Origin of the sequence: Floccifex sp. (genome assembly GCF_051873495.1) — a bacterium.
Classification (GTDB): Bacteria; Bacillota_I; Bacilli_A; order Erysipelotrichales; family Erysipelotrichaceae; genus Floccifex.
The window spans coordinates 1-3,094 of sequence record NZ_JBJEEX010000018.1; the positions used below are offsets into that span (position 1 = coordinate 1).

Here is a 3,094-nt window from a genome sequence, read left to right on the forward strand (position 1 = left end):
TTAGCTTATTTTCAATTGGCGTTCCTGTTAGAGCTAATCTGTGTTGTGCCTTAATCACTTTAACAGATTGAGCAGTAATTGATAGGTGATTCTTAATATTCTGTGCTTCATCTATGATCTGCAAATCGAAAATTAAATTGTGATAGTCCTCCAGATCATGGTTAAGTGATTGGTAAGATGTCACAAACACATCGTAGTCCTTTGGGTGTAAAAGCATATTGCGCCGCTCAGTTTTACTGCCGCCTAATACGCCAACTGATAACTTAGGAGCAAATTTACTTATCTCAGCTTGCCAATTATAAATGACAGAAGCTGGAGCAATTACCAAACTAGGCAGCTTACTCTTACTTTGCTCTTTTCTAGCTAATAGCAAAGCGATGATTGGCAGTGTTTTTCCTAATCCCATTTCATCTGCTAATAGGCCGCCAAAATTGTAATTAATAATGGTACTGAGCCAATTAAAACCGGCTTTTTGATAAGGGCGCAATGTATTTTGCAGACTTCTTGGTATTGCATCCCTTCTGACTTTGTTATTGGATAAGTCACCAATTAATCTATTAAAGGCGTCGTTAGTTGAAAAATGAAGAGCGCTCATGCTTTTCATTTGTTTAGCAAAATAAAATGCTCGATAAGCAGGTATTTGCAATTTACCATGGATAAAATCAGTAAACTTGATATTTAAGTCATGCATGGTTTGAGCTAGTTGTTCTATTGTTGGCTGCTCAACCGTTTGCAACATACCATTTTGCAGAATGAAATAGCGTTTTTTCTCTTGATATGCTTTTAACGCTGCTTGAATATCTTCCCAACTTAGCTTTTGACTAGTCAAATCTACATCGAGTAATTCATTAGTCAGATTAATGCTTACACCAATTTGATTATTAATTTTAATGCCTTTTAGCAATGATCTGAAATTAGCAGTAATCTGCACTTCGCCTAATTCTTTGATTTTTTTGAGGCCATTGTCAAAAAAATCAGCGATTGCATCGGCGTCATCATTTGGAAGAAGAAACTGTCCTTGATCAAAATCAGTGAAATATTGTTTAAGCTCATTTTCAACAGATTCTTCAAGTTCATTTTCTCTTTGCGTAGCTGAAGTATAATCTCGATTTAATTGGTATTCGGCATCCCCATATAGCACCAGGGCATTACAGCGAATTTTTCCGTTTAAATAATCAAGTTTAAAAATAAACCTAGCCTTAGGTGGCAATTTAGCCTTTAATTCTTGTGCTCCTGTTATAGAGATATGGTTTGCTTGCTCTAAAGTAGGCAAAACCTTTCGAGCAAATGGGACAATCGTCTTTTTGCTGAAGCGTAGTTCATCTCCTGGATGAATTTTCAATCTCTGCAGATAATGTGGTGTTAATCCAGTATATTTAATCCAAACGCCTTTGTAATAACCATAATAACTGTCTCTACCAGCAATTATTGTCCCAGCTGGGAAATCTTCAATCGTGACAATTGCGCCACCTTTATCGTCACTAATATCGATCTTTAAATCTAATTGATCAGAAGTATATCCTACTAAATGAGCACCTGAATAAAGCTTAGTACCGTTATAGATCAAATCATTTACTTCATCTGCAATGGAATTTTCAATTTCAATTGTGTTAAAACGACTAGTTCCACCGTAATAAACGCTCAAGTTTCTGGCATCAATAATTTTGGCAATAAAATCAAGCCATTTCTTACTGTCTTGAGTCATTTGATTAGGATCGATTGTCTCATTAAAAAATTTACCTAACTTGACTGGTGTTTGCTTATGAACTGCTTCAATCAGTGCATTTAAGTCATTGAGTTGATATAAGTGCTTTTCTTTACCTAATTTAAAAGATAGGCGAGGCATTCTACCATAATTATCAATTTGTGCCCTTAACACAATCCTATCTTTAGCTGTCTCATTATCATTTGAATATAAATCAAGTAGTTGGTTGGCTGCCTGATTAGTTACATCAAATGGATCATCCTTAATGTATTCTTCTATGAATTTGAGCAAAGCAAAAATAGTGATCGCATTTTCATCTTTAATAGCTGTTCTATTTTCAAAGTCGATGGTTAAGATTTGCCAGCGTGTGAATTTAATAGCTAAATTTTGCCAATTTTCATTTTTGTTTTCAAAATTCCAGATATATTCATATGCACGCATTTTATCGTCTACCTGACGAAAATTAACCTCTTGTAAAGTGTCAGCTAGTATTAATGCGTGATCATATGACTCTTTACTGAAGGCTCTTTGTCCAATAATTTCGAATGGATCGATAGCAGGATTGGCTTGGATAATAGCCTGCTTAAGTTCATCCGAGATTAAGTCTTTAAAATTAACTTCAGCACTATTTGTTGCAGGTGTATTTGTATCTATTTGCTTTTGTTTTTCTTCGGTAGCCATTAGTGCGGCTACTTGATGTTTACAACGGTGCCCTTTTTGGGCCCAAGGACAATCGCATTTTAATTCAGAGGCGCGGCCGTCAATTCGTAAACGACCAGAAACATGATAGTATCGCCCTATTCCACCCTGAACCTTAGCTGTAAAGTGTTCTTTATCAGTAGCTAATTGAATACTTTGTACCATTTGGTTTTCAAAATATATTTCTCCGCGGTTAAAAATACGCTGAGGAAACAATTTAGACCATTGTGCCATCTGAACAACCCCTTATATTCGTTTAACTTTAAACTACAATACTACATATTAAATAGTAAAAGCTAGCAGAAAGAATATAATTAATATATAGAAATATAGAGCGAGGTATTTAATATGCTAGTAAGAAGAATCGTTAAAGCTGCTTTCTTTTGTGGTGTTGGTCTAGTTGTTGGCAAAACAATCAGTTCACAAAAGCATAAAAATGATGTGAAAAAGATTTTAAGTGCCGATTATATGGACGATCATACAAAAGTTGAATTAATGCAAGACTTGAATGGTATTAAAGTGGATCGTAGTAAGAATAAAATGGTTCAATTAAACAAAAATTTGAGTACTGCCAAAAATAAGTCCGTTATTTTAGCAAAGAAAGTAGCACAAAGGCTGAAAAAATAGAGAATGCATTTTGTTTTAAGGGTGCGTTTTTTATTGAAAATAGAGTGCATTTTAGTATTAACA

The 3,094-nt window shown here is 34.6% G+C and carries 2 protein-coding genes; one reads left to right on the forward strand and one right to left on the reverse strand.

The features are described from left to right. A partial coding sequence (locus ACI313_RS01185) for an SNF2 helicase associated domain-containing protein (protein ID WP_439755085.1) occupies window positions 1-2,638 on the reverse strand: 2,638 nt, incomplete at its 3' end. A 114-nt stretch (window positions 2,639-2,752) separates the two neighbouring features. Between ACI313_RS01185 and ACI313_RS01190 the strand changes: the two genes are divergently transcribed. Next, window positions 2,753-3,031: a hypothetical protein gene (locus ACI313_RS01190; RefSeq protein ID WP_136860561.1), complete on the forward strand. Its 279-nt coding sequence runs from the start codon at window positions 2,753-2,755 to the stop codon at window positions 3,029-3,031. Window positions 3,032-3,094 lie beyond the last annotated feature (63 nt).

Excerpts from the sequence above, each read along its gene's own strand:
- ACI313_RS01190 (WP_136860561.1), top strand. The coding sequence starts at position 2,753 with ATGCTAGTAAGAAGAATCGTTAAAGCTGCTTTCTTTTGTGGTGTTGGT.